This window comes from Rhizobium sp. WSM1328 (genome assembly GCF_057653715.1).
Genome location: NZ_CM172788.1, coordinates 3,797,159 through 3,815,583, shown reverse-complemented (window position 1 = coordinate 3,815,583; position 18,425 = coordinate 3,797,159). Strand labels below are relative to the sequence as shown.

Here is an 18,425-nt window from a genome sequence, read left to right as displayed (position 1 = left end):
TGCGGATGCAACAGGCTCGAGCTCCAAATCAGCTCAGCTTCTTCTGCGCCTGCTCGGCAAGTGCTGCCGTAAAGAGTTCATCGCTCCAGCCTTCCTTCAGCGCCTCATGCATCAGTTGCGCTTGTGTTTTCGGCGCCAGTCCGCCAAGCGGCGGGTCGCGGTCGAGGTTGGTCGGGAAGGAGTAGCCCTCGGCGCAGGCGGCGACGGCGTTGGCGATTTCGTCAGGCGAGAGCCTGCCCAGCAAGGCCTTCAAAGCGGGAAACAGCCTGGCGCTCATCTTCTCGCGGTTGACGGTTTCCATCGCCCGGCCGAAGGCGGAGGAGACCTGCAGGAGGTTGGCGACGCGCTTGATGTCGGCCGAGCGGTTGGTGCCGGCGGCATGGAAAAGGGCGGGATTGAAGAAGACGAGGTCGCCTTTTTCGAGCGGCAGCTGGACATGGTTGGTCTCGAAATAATCCAGGAACTCCTGCCGCTTCAGCGCGAGGTAACCCGGCACATAGGTCTGGCTGTGCGGCAGGAAGAGTGTCGGGCCGCTTTCGAGAGGCATGTCGCAATGGGCGACCGCACCCTGCAATGTCAGCACCGGCGAGAGCCGGTGCACATGCGCCGGGAATTGTTCGATCACCTTCGACGACTGAAAGCCGAGATGATAGTCGCGATGCGCCGACTGCGCCGAACCGCCCGGATTGACGCGGTTGACCTGCGCCGTCATCTGGTAGCTTGGGCCGAGCCAGGCTTCGCTGGCCAGCGCGATGATGGCGTTGCCGTAATATTCGGCGAAATTTGCCGGATCGGCGAGGCAATGTTTTTCCAGCGAGTTCCAGATACGGTCGTTGGCACCAGGCTTGGCGAAGTGATCGCCGCCGCCGGTCGAAGTGCGGTGCTGTTCCTCGATGATCGCATCGAAGATCGTGCTGGCGCGGTCGATGATGCCGGTGTCTTCGTAAGCGCGCTTGAACACGACGACACCAGGACCTTCGCCGAAGGCATCGCAGATTTCCGCCAGCACGGCGCGTCGGCCTTCTGGCGTTGCGGCCGTCGTCATCACCTTGCGGCTATCATAGATCAGCACGTTTTTTTCGACCGCAGACGCCGAGGGGTAATCGGCAAGTGCCGTCGTCTTTTCCGCAAGGGCGCGAAACTCATCGAGATCGCATGCGTCTTCGCTCAGCCAGACGCGGTCGGCGCGCAGTTTCTGCTGGTTGTCGGTTTTCATGGTGGGCTCCTCCGTCTTTCCAATGGAGGCACTATACGCCGCGATGCCAGGTGATATAGATCAGAACTCCATCAAAAAACCATCAGACCGATCGCATGGCACACCTCTTTCTCGTCAAGGATATTGCCTTCCAGGCAGGGCTCAGCACTGCGACCGTCGACCGGGTGCTGAACGGCAGGCCGGGCGTGCGCCGGCAGACCGAGATGCGGGTGAAGGCGGCGATCGCGGAGCTGGAGAAGCAGCAGGCCGGGGCGATGGGCAGCGGGCGGGTGCTGGCGATCGATATCGTCATGGAGACACCGCAGCGTTTCAGCGATGCGGTGCGCGCCGCCTTCGAGGCGGAGATGGCGACCTTTCTGCCGGGCGTCTTCCGCTGTCGCTTCCATTTTGCCGAGGTGATGAAGCCGGCCGAGCTGGCGCAGCTTCTCGATCGCATCCGGCTGCGTGGCACGCACGGCATCGTACTCAAGGCGCCTGACGTCACCGAGGTGGCTGCCGCCGTCGCGCGGGCGGATGCGACCGGCATTCCGGTCGTGACGCTGGTGACCGACCTGCCGAATTCGGCCCGCATCGCCTATGCCGGCGCCGACAACCGGGCAGCGGGAGAGACCGCCGCCTATCTGATCGGCGAATTTCTCGGGGCTGGCGGCGGCAAGGTGCTGGTGACCCTGTCGAGCGGACGCTTCCGTGGCGAGGAGGAGCGCGAAATCGGCTTTCGCCGCGTCATCCGCGCCCGTTATCCCGACATCGGCATTACCGAAATCAGCGAGGGGCACGGCACCGATGCTGCGACGGGAACGCTTGCCGCGGCAGCGCTTGCCGCCGATCCCACCATCAACGCCGTCTATTCGATCGGCGGCGGCAACCGGGCGGTGCTTGCGGCCTTCGACGCGGCCAAACGCCCCGTCCGCGTTTTCGTCGCCCATGATCTCGACGCGGATAATCGCGCCCTGCTTGCGGCGCGTCGGATCGGCTTCGTGCTGCATCATGATCTCAGAACCGATGCGCGTTCGGCCTTCCGGGCGATCATGAGCCGCGCGACTGCCTTGCCGCGCGCGGTTACGCCCTCGCTTTCATCAGTCGAAATCGTCACGCCCTACAATATGCCCGCGGCCGATTGAGCCAATTGGCTTTCCTTCGATGCCGAATTCGGGCTACAGCTTTGACACGAGTGAAGGTGAGTGGGCATGGATTACAGCGACGTCAGCACGATTGCAGCCTGGATCACGGAGCAGGGACTGAAAGGCGTTTCGGAAGCCGAACTCATGACCGGTTTCTGCTCGGCTTGCCGGGACGCCGGCCTACCGCTCGACCGCGGTCTGGCGCTGATGGATACGCTGCATCCGGTGCATGAGGGCCGCGCCTTCCGCTGGGACAGCATCGAGGAAATCCAGACCGAATTCGAATATGGTCCGACAATCTCGGGGGAGGCGGCGTCGAACTGGCAGCGTTCGGCCTTCTATCATCTTTGGTCTCGCAACGAGCGGGAGATACGCCGGCGTCTCGGCTTCGGCGATCCGATCGATTTCTCCATGCTCGATACGATCGCTGAAGCCGGTCACACGGATTTCGTGGCGATGATGCATCGTTTTTCCGAGGCCGGCACGATCGGCGAGATGGATTGCTTCTTCTCGCATTTCGCGACGAAACATCCTGAGGGCTTTTCCGATCACGACCTCGCCATCCTGCGCAAGCTGGTGCCGGTGTTGGGGCTGGCGATCAAATGTATCGCGCTCGGGCGTATCGCCCGCACAATCGCCGAGGTCTATCTCGGCGAGGACGCCGCGCGCCAGGTGATGGAAGGCAAGATCAGCCGCGGCAAATCGGAACGGATTTCCGCTGCACTCTGGTTTTCCGACCTGCTGAACTACACCAAGATCTCCGACAGCGTGCCGCCGGAGGAGATCATCCCGCTGCTCAACGACTATAGCGAGGCGGTGATCACGGCGGTCCACGAGTCCGGCGGCAACGTGCTGAAGCTGATCGGCGACGGTGTGCTCGCCATCTTTAAGGGCGAGGTGCCGGCGGAGACATGTCGTGCGGCGCTGAGTGCCGAATCGTTGCTGCGGGAAAAGCTGACCACGCTGAATGCCGCGCGTGCGGCCGACGGCCGGGCGACGACCGACGTCTATATCGGCCTGCATATCGGCGATGTCTTCTACGGCAATATCGGGAGCCAGGACCGGTTGGACTTCACCGTCATCGGACCTGCCGTCAACGAGGTCAGCCGGATCGCCTCGATGTGTCGTTCCGTCGATCTCAACCTGTTGATCTCCTCCGATTTCGCCGCGGTGATACCGGAGCAGCAGCGTACCGCACTCGCCTGCGTCGGACGCTATGCGTTGCGCGGCGTGCAGCGCGCGCAGGAACTCTACACCCTCGACAGTGCCCGGCTGAACGGCTGAGTTCCTGACTGCAAGGGCTATCGCAACAGGCCCTGGCCGCCGTCGATCCAGATCGGCGTACCGGTGATGTGTCGGGCGCGCTCGGAGGCGAGGAAAAGGATTGTTTCGGCGACATCTTCGCTCTTGCCTGTCTTGCCGCCGGCAATCGGAATATCCCCCTCAAGCCAGATGACCGGAACCTCCGTCTCCTCGCGGTGGCGGCTGTCGGTATTGGCGCCGATATTGGTCTCGATCTCGCCGGGGCAGACGGCATTGACGCGGATGCCGTGTCGGCCGAGTTCGAGGGCGAGCTGCTGGACCATGGCGACCTGGCCGGCCTTGGTTGCGGTGTAGGCGGTGGCACCGGGCGTGGTGAAGGTGCGGGTGCCGTTGATCGAGGAGACGACGATGATCGAACCGCCATGGCGCTTCAGATGCGGAACCGTCAGATGCAGGGTGAGATAGGTGCCGCGCAGATTGACGGCGATGGTCTTGTCCCATTCATCCGGCTTCAGATCGTCGATCGGCGCCCAGACACCGTTGATCCCAGCATTGGCGACAACGATGTCGAGGCCGCCGAAGGTGTCGGTCAGTTGCGCGACGGCGCCCCGCATTTGAGCTTCGTCGCTGGTATCTGCCGTCAGCGCGATCGACTGGCCGCTGGCGGCCTTGATCTCGGCGCAGGTCTTTTCGACCTCGTCGGCGGTGCGGCTCAATGCTGCGACCCTTGCCCCCTCGGCAGCGAGCCGCAAAGCGGCCGCTTTGCCGATGCCGGAACCGGCGCCTGTTACCAATGCGATCTTTCCCTTCAGCTCCATGGGCGGGCTCTCCTTGCCGTTTTGCCGGTAGGCCAATGTTCGGCACGGCTCTTGGTTCCGAAGGAGAGCAGGTCGCTAGAGCGCGGTGCTAGAGCCTCCTGAGGAGGGTGTGGCTCAGCGCCCATCTCTCCGGCCCGTGGACGGCGGCAAAGAGCAGACCGGCGAGGAAGGTAAAGTGATCGATGAAGAAGCCGAACTCGGCCTGGTTCTGTTGCCAATGGGACGGACCGTGGAAGGCGAAAGCGAGGAAGATCACATAGATGGCTGCGAGCAGGCTGGCCTCGGTGAAGAAGGCTCCTGATATGAAAGCGAGCGCCAGCGCGATCTCGAAGAAGGCGGCGATCCAGGTAAGGAATGTCGCCATCGGAAAGCCCGCGGCAGTGATATAGCCCGCCGTTGCGCCGATATCGGCGAACTTGAAGCCGGCGGCCATGAAGAAGACGAAGCTGAAGATGATGCGGGCGACGATGATTGCGATTGCTCTGGCCATCCTGAAATCTCCTCTTTGAGCTTCCACTATGACGGACGGGACACGCGATATCCTACACGGGGAATGAAAAAGGGCCGCTCGCGCGACCCTATCACTTTGAGTTGCGCATAATCCTTTCCGAAAATCGGCTCCGATTTTCGGGGTTATGCGCTTTCACCACTCGGCGAAGCTGCCGTCGGCATGCCGCCAGATCGGGTTGCGCCAGCGGTGGCCCTCCTTGGCGCGTTCGATGACATAGGCCTCGTCGACCTCGATGCCGAGACCCGGACCCTGCGGGATCGAGACGAAACCATCGGCATACTGGAACACCTCCTTGTTGGAGATGTAGTCGAGGATGTCGTTGCCCTTGTTGTAGTGGATGCCGAGGCTCTGTTCCTGGATGAAGGCATTGTAGCTGACGGCATCGACCTGCAGGCAGGCGGCAAGCGCGATCGGACCCAGTGGGCAATGCGGCGCCAGCGCCACGTCATAGGCTTCGGCCATCGCCGCGATCTTGCGGCATTCGGTGATGCCGCCGGCATGGGAGAGATCCGGCTGGATGATGTCGACATAACCGTCGGAGAGAACCTGCTTGAAGTCCCAACGCGAAAAGAGGCGTTCACCCAGCGCAATCGGCGTCGAGGTGTGGTTGACGATATCGCGCAGCGCTTCCTTGTTTTCGGAAAGCACCGGCTCTTCGATGAACATCAGCTTGTAGGGATCGAGCTCCTTGGCGAGAACCTTCGCCATCGGCTTGTGGACGCGGCCGTGGAAATCGACGCCGATGCCGATATGCGGGCCGATCGCCTCGCGGATAGCGGCGATGGTCTCGACCGCCTTCTCCACCTTTTCGTTGGTGTCGACGATCTGCATTTCCTCGCAGCCATTGAGCTTGATCGCTTTGAAACCGCGGGCCACCACTTCCTTGGCATTGTTGGCGACATCCGAGGGACGGTCGCCGCCGATCCAGGAATAGACTTTGATGCGATCACGGAGCTGGCCGCCGAGCAGGGAATGGATCGGCTGGCCGAGCGCCTTGCCCTTGATGTCCCACAGCGCCTGGTCGATGCCCGAGATTGCGCTCATGTGGACGGCGCCGCCGCGATAGAAGCCGCCGCGATACATCACGGTCCAGTGGTCTTCGATCAGGAAAGGATCCTTGCCGATCAGGTAGTCTTCCAGCTCATGGACGGCGGCCTGAACGGTGAGCGCACGGCCTTCGACGACCGGCTCGCCCCAGCCGACGATGCCTTCATCGGTCTCGACCTTCAAAAACAGCCAGCGCGGGGGAACGATATAGGTGGTGAGTTTGGTGATCTTCATCGCTGTTCTTTCAGTCTCTTCCCGGGTTTGCGATCGGCGGCGCGTCCGCAGATTTGTCGTGATCGGTCATTTCGTTCTGCCGATCGCTTTTTCGGCGGCGGCAAGATCGCGCACTGCAAGATCGAGCATGCGGTTGGCGCATTCGCGGGCGCCCGCCTTGTCGCGCATGCGCAGGGCCTCGACCAGCTGGCCGTGAACGAGCACCGCATCCTCGCGATTCTCGACGCCGATATTGGAGGCATGCAGCGCATATTTCAGTGCCGCGTGAATGGCGCTCGACAGGCGGCGGAAGACCTGATTGTGGCTGGCGGTGAGCAGCACCGTGTGGAACATGACGTCGGCATCGGTAAAGCTTTCCGGGTCGCGAGCGCTGTCGCGCATCTGCCGCCAGGCATTGTCGAGATCGGCGATCTCCTGGGCGCTGGCGCGCTCGGCGGCATATTCGGCGGCTGCCGGCTCGATGGTGCGGCGGGCCTCGAGAATGCAGCCGAGCAGGTCGAAATCCTTGATATAGGGACCCATCCATTCAAGCACGTCAGCGTCCAGGATATTCCAATCGTCCTTGTCGCAAACGGTGGTTCCGATGCGTGGCTTACCGCGGACGAGGCCTTTGGATTCCAGCACTTTCAGCGATTCGCGAATGACGGTGCGGCTGACGCCGTAGAGCTCGCAGAGATCGTTCTCGCGGGGCAGCGGTGAGCCCGCGGGATAGCGGTCCGCACAGATATCCTGAGCGATCGCCGCCGTGACGTTGCGGCGTACGCGCGGGCGGCGCTCGATGCGGCGGCTTTCGGCCCCGCTCTGTCGCTCGATTGTTTCCAACTCACCTCTCCGCTCTGTCTCGCGTGCGAAGCAATCGAACCTGATTATCCGAATTCGATCCGCTTTGCGACGCTTCCTCCCGGCATCTCGTCAATAATCCTATTATTCCAATCATCATACATTGGCAATTGACTGGTATGATGATTTATCATAATTCAATGGACGTTGCCTGGGAGGCAGCTGCTCGGTTTTTGAGAGTTTAGGGAGAGAGACATGCGCTTGTTCAAAGCAGCCATTCTGGCTGGCACTTTCGCCATTCTGGCGGCCGGCTCGGCATTTTCCGCGGACGTCAAGATAGGGTTCATCGTCAAGCAGCCCGAGGAGCCTTGGTTCCAGGACGAATGGAAATTCGCCGACCAGGCCGCCAAGGAAAAAGGCTTCACCGTCGTCAAGATCGGCGCCGAAGACGGCGAGAAGGTCCAGTCGGCGATCGATAATCTCGGTGCCCAGGGTGCGCAGGGCTTCATCATCTGCACGCCCGATGTCAAGCTCGGCCCCGGCATTGTCGCCAAGGCCGAAGCCAACCAGCTGAAGCTGATGACGGTCGACGACCGCCTCGTCAGCGCCGACGGCAAGCCGCTGGAAGACGTGCCGCATATGGGCATTTCAGCCACCAAGATCGGCGAGACCGTCGGCCAGGCGATCGTCGACGAAATCAAGAAGCGCGGCTGGGACATGAAGAATGTCGGCGCCGTGCGGGTCTCCTATGACCAGCTGCCGACCGCCGTCGACCGCGTCGAAGGCGCGATGTCGGTGCTGAAGGCCGCCGGCTTCCCGGCCGAAAACATCTATGATGCGCCACAGGCGAAGACGGATACGGAAGCGGCGCTCAACGCGGCAACCACCGTTTTCAACAAACATGCCGACGTGAAATACTGGGTCGCCTTCGGCCTCAACGACGAAGCCGTCCTCGGCGCCGTCCGTGCTTCCGAATCGGTCGGCATTCCGGCGGCCAACGTCATCGGTGTCGGCATCGGCGGTGCGGAATCGGCGATCAACGAGTTCAAGAAGCCGGCGGCGACGGGCTTCTTCGGCACCGTCATCATCTCGCCGAAGCGTCACGGCTATGAGACGGCGCTCAACATGTATGACTGGATCGCCAACGACAAGGAGCCGGCAAAGCTGACGTTGACCTCCGGTTCCCTGGCACTGCGCGGCGATTTTGAAAAGGTCCGCAAGGATCTTGGCATCGAGTGATCGTCCTTCCAAGATGATGTCGTCCGGCGGCCGCCTAGCGTGCCGCCGGGTCCTTCTCGGTGGAGCAATGATGGCTTTCCTCGAATTCAGCAATATCTCCAAGGGTTATCCCGGCGTGCAGGCGCTGGCGAATGTGTCCTTCACTGTCGAGAAGGGTGCCGTCCACGGCTTGATGGGTGAAAACGGCGCCGGTAAATCGACGCTGATCCGGGTACTGTCCGGCGATCAGGCCGCCGATGCCGGCAACATCCTCATCGACGGCGAGGAGCAGAGATACGGGTCCGTCCGCGACGCCTTCCATGCCGGCGTCATCGTCATCCATCAGGAACTGCAACTCGTTCCGGAGTTGACCGTCGCCGAAAATCTCTGGCTCGGACGCTTTCCGGCCAAGGGCGGCGTCATCCATACGAAAGTGCTGATCGAGACGGTGCGGTCGAAGCTCGAGGAGATAGGCATCGATGTCGATCCGTCGGCCAAGGTCGCCTCGCTTTCGATCGGTGCGCGGCAGATGGTCGAGATCGCCAAGGCCGTCATGCTCGATGCACGGGTGATCGCGCTCGACGAGCCGACCTCCTCGCTTTCCTCGCGCGAAAGCGAAATCCTGTTTTCGCTCATCGACAGGCTGAAGGCGCAGGGAACGGTCATTCTCTACGTCTCGCATCGTCTCGATGAGATCTTTCGTCTTTGCGACAGCCTGACGGTGCTGCGCGACGGCAAGCTTGCCGCCCACCATCCTCAGATCGCCGAAACCACGCGCGAGCAGATCATCTCGGAAATGGTCGGACGCGAGATCAGCAATGTCTGGGGATGGCGCGAACGTCCGTTCGGCGGCATTCGGCTGGAGGTCAACGGCCTGTCGGGGCCGAGGCTGCGCCATCCGATCAGCTTTTCCGTCCGCGAGGGCGAAATCCTCGGTTTCTTCGGCCTGATCGGCGCTGGCCGTAGCGAGATGGCGCGGCTGCTTTACGGCGCCGATGCCAGGCATCAGGGCCAGGTGACCATCGACGGCGTTGCCGTTTCGCCGAACAATCCGAAAGCGGCGATCAATGCCGGCATGGTGCTTTGCCCCGAGGACCGCAAGTTCGACGGCATCGTCCAGGGCCGATCGATCGAAGAAAATATCGCGATCTCGTCACGCCGGCACTTTTCGCCCTTCGGCATTCTGAGCCCGAGACAAGAGGCGGCGCTGGCAGATCGGTTCATCGCCAAGCTTCGGGTGCGAACACCGTCGCGCAAGCAGGACATCATCAATCTATCGGGCGGCAACCAGCAGAAGGTCATTCTCGGCCGCTGGCTGTCCGAGCAGGGGATCAAGGTGCTGGTCATCGACGAGCCGACGCGCGGCATCGATGTCGGGGCGAAATCGGAAATCTACGAAATTCTCTATGAGCTTGCGGCCGGCGGCATGGCGATCGTGGTGATCTCCAGCGAGTTGCCCGAAGTCATGGGCATCTCCGATCGCATCATGGTGATGTGCCAGGGCAGGGTGGCGGCCAACGTCGCCCGTCCGGATTTCGACGAGCGCAGCATCCTGACGGCAGCGCTTCCCGACAAGAATGCCGCAGGCACCCTTTAGAATTGGGAATACGGACGATGAATTCGTTGAAAAAAATTCTCCTCGGCGAACAAGGGCTGGTGGTGATCTTTGCTGCCGCCTTCGTGATCGTCTCGCTCTTCGTTCCGAACTTCCTGACCGAGCGAAACATGCTGGGGCTGCTGCAGTCGGTCGTCACGATCGGCATCGTTGCCTGCACGATGATGTTCTGCCTGGCGTCGCGCGATTTCGACCTTTCGGTCGGATCGATCGTCGCCTTCTCCGGCATGATCGCGGTGATGGTCTCGAATGCGACGGGCTCCATTCCCGTCGGGCTGCTCGCCGCCCTGCTTTGCGGCGCTATCGTTGGTTTCGTCAATGGTATCGTCATTGCCCGCTTTCGCATCAATGCGCTGATCACCACGCTTGCGACCATGCAGATCGTGCGCGGGCTGGCGCTGATCGCTTCCGATGGCCGCGCCGTCGGCATCAATGATCCCGCTTTCTACCAGCTTGCCCTGTCGCGATTTCTCACCGTGCCGACGCCGATCTGGATCATGCTGATCCTTTTCATTCTCTTCGGTTTCGTGCTCAACCGCACCGTCTTCGGCAAGAACACCCTGGCGATCGGCGGCAATCCCGAGGCCTCGCGGCTTGCCGGTGTCAATGTCGTCAACATGCGGGTCTGGATCTTTGCGCTGCAGGGGCTTGTCTGCGGCATAGCCGGAATTCTGCTTGCCTCCCGCATCACCTCCGGCCAGCCGAATGCGGCGACAGGGCTTGAGCTTTCGGTGATTTCGGCCTGCGTTCTTGGCGGCGTTTCGCTGGCCGGCGGCCGGGCGGCGATGAGCGGCGTCATTGTCGGCGTGCTGATTATGGGCATCGCCGAAAACGTCATGAACCTCTTGAATATCCAGGCGTTCTATCAGTATGTGGTACGCGGGCTGATCCTGCTGATCGCAGTGTTGCTCGACAATTTGAGGTCTTCGGCTGCGGGACGGCGCGGATGAACCAGGGACAAACCGGCGATGACATCGAACTGAGGCACGGCGATCTCGCCGTCCGGGTCAGCCGTCGGGGTGCTGCCGTCACCGCCGCGACCTATCGAGGCATGCCCTTTCTCGTGGCGGCCGGCGGCCCTGAAGGAATGATGGCGAATTTCGCGATGGTGCCGTTCGGCAACCGCGTGGAAGGCAATATCATGTCCTTTGCCGGACGCGACTATGCCTTCCAGCCGAATACTTCCGATCCGCTCTATCGGCACGGCGACGGCTGGCTCAGCCTCTGGCAGCTTGAAGACTCCAGCCCGGAGCATGCGCAGTTCTGCTTTTCCCGGAGCGCCGACGGGGTTTCACCCTATGCCTATCTTACCCGGCAGGAGATCCGTCTCGTCGGCGATGCGTTGGTGCTGACACTTTCCGTGGAAAACCGCGGCGAAACCGCTCTTCCCTTCGGGCTCGGTCAGCATCCCTTCTTCGCGCGCACGCCAAAGACGCGACTGACGATTGCGGCCGATCGCTATTGGAGCGAGCGGCCGGACCATCTTCCGGAGATGCCTGGCCCTGTGCCGCACTATTTCGATTTCAGATCCGAAAAGCTTTTGCCGCAGAGATGGATGAACAATGCCTTCGAGGGTTGGAATGGGCGGGCTGCAATGGCCTGGCCGGAACTTGGAATCCAGGCGGCGCTGGAAGCCGACGGTGCGCTCGATCGCTTCATGCTGTATATGCCGGTCAACCGGAGCGACTTCTTCTGCCTCGAACCGATGAGCCATCTGCCGAACGGCCACCATCTGCCTGATTTCGGTGGGCTCGCGCCGCTTGCGCCGGGGGAGGCGCTTGCCGGCACGGTGACGATCCTGATGTCGGCGCTGCCGGTTCGGTCGGAGGAGGGATAGATGGGCGGCCGTCTGCAAGGCAAGAACATCCTGATAACAGGTGCTGCGCAGGGTATCGGGCTTGCGATGGCGAAGGCTTTCATGCGGGAGGATGCCGCCGTCTTCCTCGTTGATCGCGATGCGGCGCTGCTGGCGCGGGCGGCGAAAGAGCTCCAGAGCAGTGGTGGCCGGCTTGGTTATCTGCCGGCCGATATTACCGATGCCGGGACGATCACGACATTGGTCGCTCAGGCGAATGAAGAAATCGGACAGCTGAACGCGCTCGTCAACAATGCCGGGGTGAATGTCTTTGCCGAACCGCTCGAGACGACGGACGAGGAATGGAACCGCTGCTTCGACATCAATTTGAAGGGCGCATGGAACTGCTGCAAGGCGGTGCTGCCGGGCCTGATCGAACAGGGCGGCGGCGTTATCCTCAACATCGCCTCGACGCACGCTTTCACCATCATCCCGCACACATTTCCCTATCCGCTGGCAAAACACGCCCTGCTCGGAATGACGAAATCCTTGGGGCTCGAATATGCCGCCCGCAATATCCGCGTGAACGCGCTGGCGCCGGGCTATGTCTCGACGCAGAAGGTGATCGATTACTGGAACGGCTTTCCCGATCCGGAGGCGGCAAAGGCCGAAACGATGAAACTGCATCCCGGCGGTCGCATCGCGACGCCGGAGGAGATTGCCATGGCGGCCGTGTTCATGATCTCCGACGAGTGCCCGTTCATCAATGCCACCTGCCTGACGATCGACGGCGGCCTCAGCGTGCTGCAGCATCCTGCCTGAAGGGCTTCGATCCCGCTATTTTTACAAGCCTGTCGTCTTCTCGGGATAGAGCATTATATTGCCCATCGGGAAGGCTATCTGATCTCCCGCAGGCACGGAGCGGCCCCCGCCGCTTTCTGGAAACAGTTGGAGCATGATGTTGTCCGAAAACCGCGCACGCTTTTCGACATCATGCTCTGAAAGCACAATCGAAAACAGGAGGACGGCATGCAGATCAATCGCACGGCTTCGGCTCATTGGACCGGTGGCCTCAAGGACGGAAAAGGCCTGATCTCGACGCAGAGCGGCGCCCTGAAGGATTACCCCTACGGCTTTGCGAGCCGCTTCGAAGGTGTTGCCGGCACCAACCCGGAAGAACTGATCGGTGCCGCCCATGCCGGCTGCTTCACCATGGCGCTGTCGTTGATCCTCGGTGAAGCCGGCTTTACCGCCGAGCATATGGAAACCTCCGCCAAGGTGACGCTCGAAAGCGTCGAGGGCGGTTTTGCCATTACCGCCATCCATCTCTCGCTCTCCGGCCGTATTCCCGGTGCCGATGAGGCGACCTTCACCGAACTCGCCAACAAGGCAAAGGCCGGCTGCCCGGTTTCGAAGGCGCTCGCCTCCGTTCCGATCACACTCGACGTCAAGGTCGTCTGACCCGTCACTCCATTGACGAAGTGCCGCGCGCTTCTCGCCGCGGCACTTTCCATTTTGCTGCCCCCATCGTCAGGGTCCGCCTATTCCGACGTCATCGGCTGTCGGACAGGCCTTCTCACCATTCATCGAGTTATCGCTTCCGCCGGGCTCGTCCGGCGAGACCTTGTGCTGCGCCTCAGTATATTGACAAGTAACGTCTGATATTTTATGACTGACGAAATTCGAAAATCGTCAGTCATAATTCGGGTCTCGAAAATCATGAACGACATCGCGGAAAATACGCTCGACATCACGCGGCAGGAGAATGTCACGCGCATTCTGGATGCAGCCGAGCGGCTGTTTCGGCACTATGGCTACAGCAAGACGACGGTGGCCGACATTGCCCGCGATCTCGGCATGTCGCCGGCCAATATTTATCGTTTCTTCGCCTCCAAGGTCGAAATTCACCAGGCGCTCTGCGGGCGCATGCTCGCCACCGCCTATCAAATCGCTTACGACATCCGCCATCAGCCGATCAGCGCCAGCGAGCGGCTGCGCCGCTATGTCGAGACCCAGCACCAGTTGACGCTGGATCTGATGCTCGACGAGATGAAGGTGCACGAGATGATCATCGTCGCGATCGATCGCGACTGGCACGTCATCGAAAAACACATCGATCGCATTCATGATCTCATCGCCGAAATCATTGCCGAAGGCATTGCAGCCGGCGAGTTCGCCGAGCAGGACCCGGTCGTTGCGTCGCGCTGCTTCGGCGCGGCGACGAACACGCTCTGCCATCCGCAGATGGTGGCGCAATGTCTTGCCAAAACGAACCGCGCGAGCGTCGACGAACTGATCGACTACGTGATCAGGGCGCTGAAGAAATAATGGACGGCAGCCGCCGCCGAAACCCCAAACGATCCAGGAGTGCGGAAGATGTTTTCGCTCAAGACCCTCAGCCATCGCATGCCGTCCGTCTCCACTCTCGTGCTCTTCGGCGCCATCGGCATCGGCGTTTCCGCCTGCTCGGAAGAGAAGGCCGAGGTCAAGCAAGTCATCCGGCCGGTGAAGGTCGTCGAGATCGCCAAGGCCGGCGACACCCGCAAGCTCGACTATTCGGGCTCGGTCAAGGCGCGCACCGAGATGAACCTCGGATTTCGCGTCGCCGGCAAGATCACCGAACGCCTCGTCGATATCGGAGACAAGGTGAAGCCAGGCGACGTGCTCGCTCGGATGGACTCCACCGATTACCAGCTGGCGGTCAAGACGGCGGAAGCCAATCTCGCAGCCGCTGAAAAGGGCGTCGAAACCGCCGATCTCGTGAACAAGCGCAATCAGCAGCTGTTCGACAAGAATGTTTCGCCGAAATCCCAGCTCGAGCAAGCGTCGCTCAGTTACGATCAGGCCGTTTCAAGCCGCGATGCCGCCGTCTCGGCGCTCGATCAGGCGAAGAACCAGGTGAGTTATGCGGAGCTGAAGGCCGACCACAACGGGATTGTCACGACGATCAATGCCGATGTCGGCCAGGTCGTTGCGTCGGGCACTCCCGTCGTCGCCGTTGCCGTCGACGGCGAAAAGGAAGTGCAGATTGCGGTTCCAGAAAACGACATTGCCGAATTCAAGCCGGGCAAGACAGTCAAGGCCAGCTTCTGGGCTGACGACAGGCTGGTGCTCGACGGCAAGGTGCGCGAGGTTTCCGGCAGCGCCGACCAGCAGTCGCGTACCTTTGCGGTTCGGGTGAGCCTGCCGAACGATCCGCAGGTGTTGCTCGGCATGACGGCGACGATAGAGGCCGATGTTAGCAACGGCAACAGCTATGTCTCGATCCCGCTCAGCGCCCTGGCTGAAAAGGACGGCAAGCAGATGGTCTGGACCGTCGACCGCGACACGGCGACCGTGCACGGCCGTGACATCAAGGTTGCCGACTTCACCGGCGACGGCGTGCATGTGACCGAGGGTCTCGATACCGGCGATCTCGTCGTTTCGGCCGGCGCGCAGTTCATGAGCGAAAACCTGAAGGTGAAGGTGCCGGACCAGCAATCGGCCCTGGCCGCCACGGACCAGACCGTCCGCTGATCGCGCCATAGGATAGGGACAAAGACCATGGACGCCACCACCGAGAAGCGGCCCTTCAATCTGTCGCGCTGGGCAATCGGACATCCGAGCATCGCCCGTTTCCTCTTCGGGCTAATCATCATCACCGGCGTGCTCGGCCTGATGCGCATGGGCCAGCGCGAGGACCCCGAATTCACCTTCCGCGTCATGGTCGTTCAGGCGATCTGGCCAGGTGCTTCCATCCAGGAAATGGAAGACCAGGTCGTCAACAAGATCGAGCGCAAGCTGCAGGAAACGCCGCATATCGACTGGGTCAAGTCCTATACGCGGGCGGGCAGTGCGATCATCACCCTGCAGGTCAAGGGCGACACGAATTCGCAAGAAGTGGCGGATGCCTTCTACCAGGTGCGCAAGAAGGTCGGCGACATCTCCAACGAGCTGCCGCAGGGCCTGCTCGGCCCCTATTTCAACGACGAGTTCGGCGACACCTTCATCACGCTGCATTCGATCAGCGGCGACGGCTATTCCTATCCGGAACTGAAGAAATTCGCGATCCAGGCGCGCGACATGCTGTTGACGACGCCGGGCGTCGAAAAGGCCGTCATCATCGGCGACCAGCCTGAGAAGATCTATATCGACGTCTCGTCCAAGGCGCTCTCCGAGCGCGGCCTGACGATCCTCGATCTGCAGAACGCCATCAAGGGCCAAAACAATGTCGATCCGGCAGGCTCGGTCGATACCGGCCTGCGCTCGGTGCGCATATCGGTCGAAGGCGACGTGAAGAAGGCGGCCGATATCCGCGAGCTGCGCCTTCGCGCCGGCGGCCAGGTAACGCGCCTCGGCGATATCGCCACCGTCAGTTCCGGGCTCGAAGATCCCTACCAGCGCAAGTACCGTTTCAACGGCCACGACAGCGTTCAGGTCGGCGTCGTGATGGCCAAGGGCTTCAACGTGACCGATGTCGGCAAGGGCGTGGAGGCGACCTATCAGCGCTTCGAGGAGGCGCTGCCCTATGGCGTCGCCGTCGATCAGATCGCCAACCAGCCCGACGTGGTGACGGATGCGGTCAGCGAATTCATGCATGCGCTCGGCGAAGCTCTCATCATCGTGCTCGTCGTCTCGTTCGTGTCGATCGGCTGGCGATCGGGCCTCGTCATCGCCATCGCCATTCCGCTGGTGCTGGCTGCCACCTTTGCGCTGATGTACGAACTCGGCATCGATCTGCAGCGCATCTCACTCGGCGCGCTGATCATCGCGCTCGGCCTGCTTGTCGACGATGCGATGATCGTCGTCGAGATGATGGAGCGAAAGCTGGAGGAGGGGCTCGTCAAGATCGACGCGGCAAGCTTCGCTTATTCCTCGACTGCCTTCCCGATGTTGACGGGCACGCTGATAACCACGGCCGGCTTCATTCCGGTCGGCTTCGCCGCCTCGACGGCCGGCGAATATGTGCGCTCGCTGTTCTACGTCGTCGGCATCGCGCTTGTCACCTCGTGGTTCGTCGCGGTCTACTTCACGCCGTGGCTCGGCTATATGATCCTCAAGCAGCGCCATCACGCCGGCGAGCATCACGACGCCTTCGACACCGGCTTCTATCGCCGGCTGCGCGGCACGGTCGGCTGGGCGGTGCGCCACCGCGTCATCGTGCTGCTGCTGACGCTCGGCACCTTCGTCACCAGCCTCTGGGCCTTCCAGTTCATTCCGCAGAATTTCTTCCCGCAATCCTCGCGGCCGGAAATCCTCGTCGATCTCTGGCTGCCCGAGGGCACCAGCATCAAGGAAGTCGAGGTGCAGGCAAAGGCACTCGAAACCAAGATGATGGATGATCCCGACAAGCGGTTTATCGCCACCTATATCGGCGAAGGCGCGCCGCGCTTCTTCCTGCCGCTCGACCAGCAGCTGCGCAATCCGAACTTCGCCCAGCTGCTCGTCATGGCCAATGACGAACCGGCGCGCGAGCGGCTGATCGTCAAGCTGCGGACGATCCTTGCGGAAGACTTCCCCGATATTCGCGGCAAGGTCGACCGCCTCTTCCTTGGTCCGCCGACCGGCTGGCCGGTGCAGATGCGCGTGATGGGGCCCGACCGTCAGGAAGTCAGGGAGATCGCCGATCAGGTAAAGGCGCGCTTCCAGGCCAATCCGGAGCTCGGCGCCATCCATGACGATTGGCTGGAAGAGGTGCCGGCGATGAAGCTGGTGATCGACCAGGATCGCGCCCGGGCACTCGGCGTCACCTCGCAGCGTGTCCGCCAGATGTTGCAGACCGCCATGTCAGGGACTGCGCTCGACGATTTCCGCGATGGCGAGGAGACGGTTTCGATCGTCGCCCGCGAGCCGGATGCCAACCGCTCGCTGCTGTCGGCAGTCAACTCGGTCTATGTGCCGACGGATTTCGGCGGCTTCGTACCGGTCTCGCAGGTCGCCAAGGTCGTGCCCGTCATGGAGCAGGGCATCGAATGGCGGCGCAACAGGCTGCCGACAATCACCGTGCGCGCCACGCTGCCTGACGATGTGCAGCCGAACGACGTGGTGATGAAGATGTATGCCGACATGAAGGATCTGCGCGACAGCCTGCCGGCCGGCTACAAGGTCGAAATCCAGGGCGGCGCCGAGGATGCGGCGGAAAGCCAGATGTCGATCGCCGCCAAGGCGCCGATCATGCTCGCCGTCATCATCCTACTGCTGATGGTGCAACTGCAGCATTTCGGCAAGGCGATGCTGGTGCTCGCCACCGGACCGCTCGGGATCATCGGTGCGGCGGCCGCATTGCTGATCAGCGGCGCGCCTTTCGGCTTCGTGGCGATCCTCGGCGTTATCGCGCTGCTCGGCATCATCATGCGCAATTCGATCATCCTGGTCGATCAGATCGACCAGGATATCAAGGCCGGCATGCACCGGCAGGAGGCGATTGTCGGCGCGGCCGTGCGACGTTTCCGGCCGATAATGCTGACGGCGCTGACCGCCGTTCTGGCTCTCATCCCGATCTCGCGCGGTGTTTTCTGGGGTCCGCTCGCCTACGCGATGATGGGCGGCATCCTGGTTGCGACCGTGCTCACCATTCTGGTTCTGCCCGCCGGTTACGCTCTTTTCTTCGGCCGGGAGCCGAAGGCTAAGGACGAGCCGGGCGAGCATGCCGACGCCATCCAGGAAGAGGCGGATGACAGACATCCGCCGGCGTTGGCAGCAGAGTGAGGACGGCGCGGCGAAAGCCGCGCCGTTTTCCTTGGCTACAGGTCCTCGTGCGCCGATTCCATTGCCGCCTCGAAAAAGCTAAGCTGCCAAAGCATGCCGGGATACCAACCGCGATCCCGG

General features: G+C 61.8%; 16 protein-coding genes. 11 read left to right on the top strand and 5 right to left on the bottom strand.

Annotation, left to right across the window (positions count from 1 at the left end; genetic code table 11):
* Window positions 1–28: 28 nt before the first annotated feature.
* Window positions 29–1,216: a phytanoyl-CoA dioxygenase family protein gene (locus AC2444_RS19050; protein ID WP_012759089.1), complete on the bottom strand. Its 1,188-nt coding sequence runs from the start codon at window positions 1,214–1,216 to the stop codon at window positions 29–31.
* A 95-nt stretch (window positions 1,217–1,311) separates the two neighbouring features.
* Here AC2444_RS19050 and AC2444_RS19045 point away from each other — a divergent pair, with 95 nt between their 5' ends.
* Both AC2444_RS19045 and AC2444_RS19040 read left to right on the top strand, forming a co-directional pair.
* Window positions 1,312–2,337, top strand: a complete 1,026-nt coding sequence (locus tag AC2444_RS19045; RefSeq protein WP_012759088.1) for a LacI family DNA-binding transcriptional regulator — start codon at window positions 1,312–1,314, stop codon at window positions 2,335–2,337.
* A 66-nt stretch (window positions 2,338–2,403) separates the two neighbouring features.
* Window positions 2,404–3,621, top strand: coding sequence for an adenylate/guanylate cyclase domain-containing protein (locus AC2444_RS19040; protein WP_012759087.1), 1,218 nt, complete (start codon window positions 2,404–2,406; stop codon window positions 3,619–3,621).
* A 17-nt stretch (window positions 3,622–3,638) separates the two neighbouring features.
* Here the strand turns inward: AC2444_RS19040 and AC2444_RS19035 are convergent, their stop codons facing one another.
* The 4 genes from AC2444_RS19035 to AC2444_RS19020 form a co-directional block, all read right to left on the bottom strand.
* Window positions 3,639–4,418, bottom strand: coding sequence for an SDR family oxidoreductase (locus AC2444_RS19035; protein WP_012759086.1), 780 nt, complete (start codon window positions 4,416–4,418; stop codon window positions 3,639–3,641).
* Between the two features lie 88 nt (window positions 4,419–4,506).
* Window positions 4,507–4,908: a DoxX family protein gene (locus tag AC2444_RS19030; protein ID WP_012759085.1), complete on the bottom strand. Its 402-nt coding sequence runs from the start codon at window positions 4,906–4,908 to the stop codon at window positions 4,507–4,509.
* Window positions 4,909–5,061: 153 nt separating this feature from the next.
* A complete protein-coding gene (gene dgoD, locus AC2444_RS19025) occupies window positions 5,062–6,210 on the bottom strand; it encodes a galactonate dehydratase (protein ID WP_011653629.1) in 1,149 nt (382 codons plus the stop codon).
* Between the two features lie 66 nt (window positions 6,211–6,276).
* On the bottom strand, window positions 6,277–7,032 hold the full coding sequence (locus AC2444_RS19020) for a FadR/GntR family transcriptional regulator (RefSeq protein ID WP_003543153.1): 756 nt from the start codon (window positions 7,030–7,032) through the stop codon (window positions 6,277–6,279).
* Between the two features lie 213 nt (window positions 7,033–7,245).
* Between AC2444_RS19020 and AC2444_RS19015 the strand changes: the two genes are divergently transcribed.
* From AC2444_RS19015 to AC2444_RS18975, 9 genes are all read left to right on the top strand, one after another.
* Window positions 7,246–8,229 (top strand): arabinose ABC transporter substrate-binding protein, encoded by a 984-nt coding sequence (locus AC2444_RS19015; RefSeq protein ID WP_012759084.1) that lies wholly within the window; start codon window positions 7,246–7,248, stop codon window positions 8,227–8,229.
* 70 nt (window positions 8,230–8,299) lie between these two features.
* Window positions 8,300–9,805, top strand: coding sequence for an L-arabinose ABC transporter ATP-binding protein AraG (gene araG, locus AC2444_RS19010; protein WP_012759083.1), 1,506 nt, complete (start codon window positions 8,300–8,302; stop codon window positions 9,803–9,805).
* 17 nt (window positions 9,806–9,822) lie between these two features.
* A complete protein-coding gene (araH, locus tag AC2444_RS19005; protein ID WP_012759082.1) occupies window positions 9,823–10,773 on the top strand; it encodes an L-arabinose ABC transporter permease AraH in 951 nt (316 codons plus the stop codon).
* Entirely contained in the window at window positions 10,770–11,660 is an 891-nt protein-coding gene (locus AC2444_RS19000; protein ID WP_012759081.1) for an aldose 1-epimerase, read from the top strand. The genes araH and AC2444_RS19000 overlap by 4 nt, the downstream gene beginning before the upstream one ends.
* Window positions 11,661–12,440: an SDR family oxidoreductase gene (locus AC2444_RS18995; protein ID WP_012759080.1), complete on the top strand. Its 780-nt coding sequence runs from the start codon at window positions 11,661–11,663 to the stop codon at window positions 12,438–12,440.
* 207 nt (window positions 12,441–12,647) lie between these two features.
* Window positions 12,648–13,079 (top strand): OsmC family protein, encoded by a 432-nt coding sequence (locus AC2444_RS18990; protein ID WP_003543147.1) that lies wholly within the window; start codon window positions 12,648–12,650, stop codon window positions 13,077–13,079.
* A gap of 258 nt (window positions 13,080–13,337) precedes the next feature.
* Window positions 13,338–13,946: a TetR/AcrR family transcriptional regulator gene (locus tag AC2444_RS18985; RefSeq protein WP_012759079.1), complete on the top strand. Its 609-nt coding sequence runs from the start codon at window positions 13,338–13,340 to the stop codon at window positions 13,944–13,946.
* A gap of 48 nt (window positions 13,947–13,994) precedes the next feature.
* On the top strand, window positions 13,995–15,134 hold the full coding sequence (locus AC2444_RS18980; RefSeq protein ID WP_012759078.1) for an efflux RND transporter periplasmic adaptor subunit: 1,140 nt from the start codon (window positions 13,995–13,997) through the stop codon (window positions 15,132–15,134).
* Window positions 15,135–15,161: 27 nt separating this feature from the next.
* Entirely contained in the window at window positions 15,162–18,305 is a 3,144-nt protein-coding gene (locus tag AC2444_RS18975) for an efflux RND transporter permease subunit (protein WP_012759077.1), read from the top strand.
* Window positions 18,306–18,425: the final 120 nt, after the last annotated feature.

Coding starts and splice junctions, on each gene's coding strand:
- AC2444_RS19035 (WP_012759086.1), bottom strand. CDS start 4,418: ATGGAGCTGAAGGGAAAGATCGCATTGGTAACAGGCGCCGGTTCCGGC.
- AC2444_RS18985 (WP_012759079.1), top strand. CDS start 13,338: ATGAACGACATCGCGGAAAATACGCTCGACATCACGCGGCAGGAGAAT.
- araG (WP_012759083.1), top strand. CDS start 8,300: ATGGCTTTCCTCGAATTCAGCAATATCTCCAAGGGTTATCCCGGCGTG.
- dgoD (WP_011653629.1), bottom strand. CDS start 6,210: ATGAAGATCACCAAACTCACCACCTATATCGTTCCCCCGCGCTGGCTG.
- AC2444_RS19015 (WP_012759084.1), top strand. CDS start 7,246: ATGCGCTTGTTCAAAGCAGCCATTCTGGCTGGCACTTTCGCCATTCTG.
- AC2444_RS19030 (WP_012759085.1), bottom strand. CDS start 4,908: ATGGCCAGAGCAATCGCAATCATCGTCGCCCGCATCATCTTCAGCTTC.
- AC2444_RS18995 (WP_012759080.1), top strand. CDS start 11,661: ATGGGCGGCCGTCTGCAAGGCAAGAACATCCTGATAACAGGTGCTGCG.
- AC2444_RS19050 (WP_012759089.1), bottom strand. CDS start 1,216: ATGAAAACCGACAACCAGCAGAAACTGCGCGCCGACCGCGTCTGGCTG.
- AC2444_RS18990 (WP_003543147.1), top strand. CDS start 12,648: ATGCAGATCAATCGCACGGCTTCGGCTCATTGGACCGGTGGCCTCAAG.
- AC2444_RS18975 (WP_012759077.1), top strand. CDS start 15,162: ATGGACGCCACCACCGAGAAGCGGCCCTTCAATCTGTCGCGCTGGGCA.
- AC2444_RS19000 (WP_012759081.1), top strand. CDS start 10,770: ATGAACCAGGGACAAACCGGCGATGACATCGAACTGAGGCACGGCGAT.
- AC2444_RS18980 (WP_012759078.1), top strand. CDS start 13,995: ATGTTTTCGCTCAAGACCCTCAGCCATCGCATGCCGTCCGTCTCCACT.
- AC2444_RS19045 (WP_012759088.1), top strand. CDS start 1,312: ATGGCACACCTCTTTCTCGTCAAGGATATTGCCTTCCAGGCAGGGCTC.
- AC2444_RS19040 (WP_012759087.1), top strand. CDS start 2,404: ATGGATTACAGCGACGTCAGCACGATTGCAGCCTGGATCACGGAGCAG.
- araH (WP_012759082.1), top strand. CDS start 9,823: ATGAATTCGTTGAAAAAAATTCTCCTCGGCGAACAAGGGCTGGTGGTG.